The sequence below is a fragment of the Bradyrhizobium diversitatis genome, assembly GCF_016031635.1.
GTDB lineage: Bacteria > Pseudomonadota > Alphaproteobacteria > Rhizobiales > Xanthobacteraceae > Bradyrhizobium > Bradyrhizobium diversitatis.
The window spans coordinates 1-694 of the sequence record NZ_JACEGD010000109.1 but is presented as its reverse complement, the minus strand read 5'-3'; the positions used below and the strand labels follow the sequence as shown (position 1 = coordinate 694).

At 58.2% G+C, this 694-nt stretch carries 1 protein-coding gene; it reads left to right on the top strand.

Annotated elements, in window-relative coordinates; genetic code table 11:
- Positions 1-81: 81 nt before the first annotated feature.
- Positions 82-694 (top strand): transposase (locus H1B27_RS39660; protein ID WP_197969779.1); only part of this gene is annotated, 613 nt, incomplete at its 3' end.

Here is a 694-nt window from a genome sequence, read left to right as displayed (position 1 = left end):
GATATTGTTGCAAAAGTCAGTTGAGACGAGCCAGCAAGCGTGATTCCGTTGTGTTGACGCGAATCGCGACGAGGTCGATCCATGATGGGCCGTCTGAAGGGTGACCAAGGTCAACTGTTCTACGAGTTTCATCTCAGCGATGTAGTTCCCGAAGATCATCTGGTGCGGAAGATCGACACTGCTCTCGATCTATCCTGGCTTCGCAGCGAACTTGCTCCTCATTATTCGTCCATGGGTCGCCCGTCGATCGATCCGGAGCTGATGATCCGGATGTTGATCGTAGGGTATGTCTTCGCGATCCGCTCGGAGCGGCTGCTCTGCCGTGAAGTGCAGGTTAACCTCGCTTATCGGTGGTTCTGCAAGCTCGGCATCGAGGATGCCGTGCCGGATCATTCAGCGTTCTCGCGTGCCCGCAATGAGCGTTTTCGCGAGGGGGATGTTTTACGTCGCGTGTTTGAACGTGTCGTCGAGGCGTGCATTGCGGTCGGTCTGGTTGGTGGCGAAGGCTTTGCAGTCGATGCGAGCCTGATTGCGGCTGACGCCAACAAGCAGCGCTCGATCGCAGGTCAGGATTGGCGCAGGGACCGTGATCCGGCGAGGTCAAGCCGCGCGGTGAAGGAGTATCTGGCGACCCTCGACGATACCGCGTGGGGTGCCGCCAGCGACGTTATCCCGAAGTTCGTTTCGCCCTCCG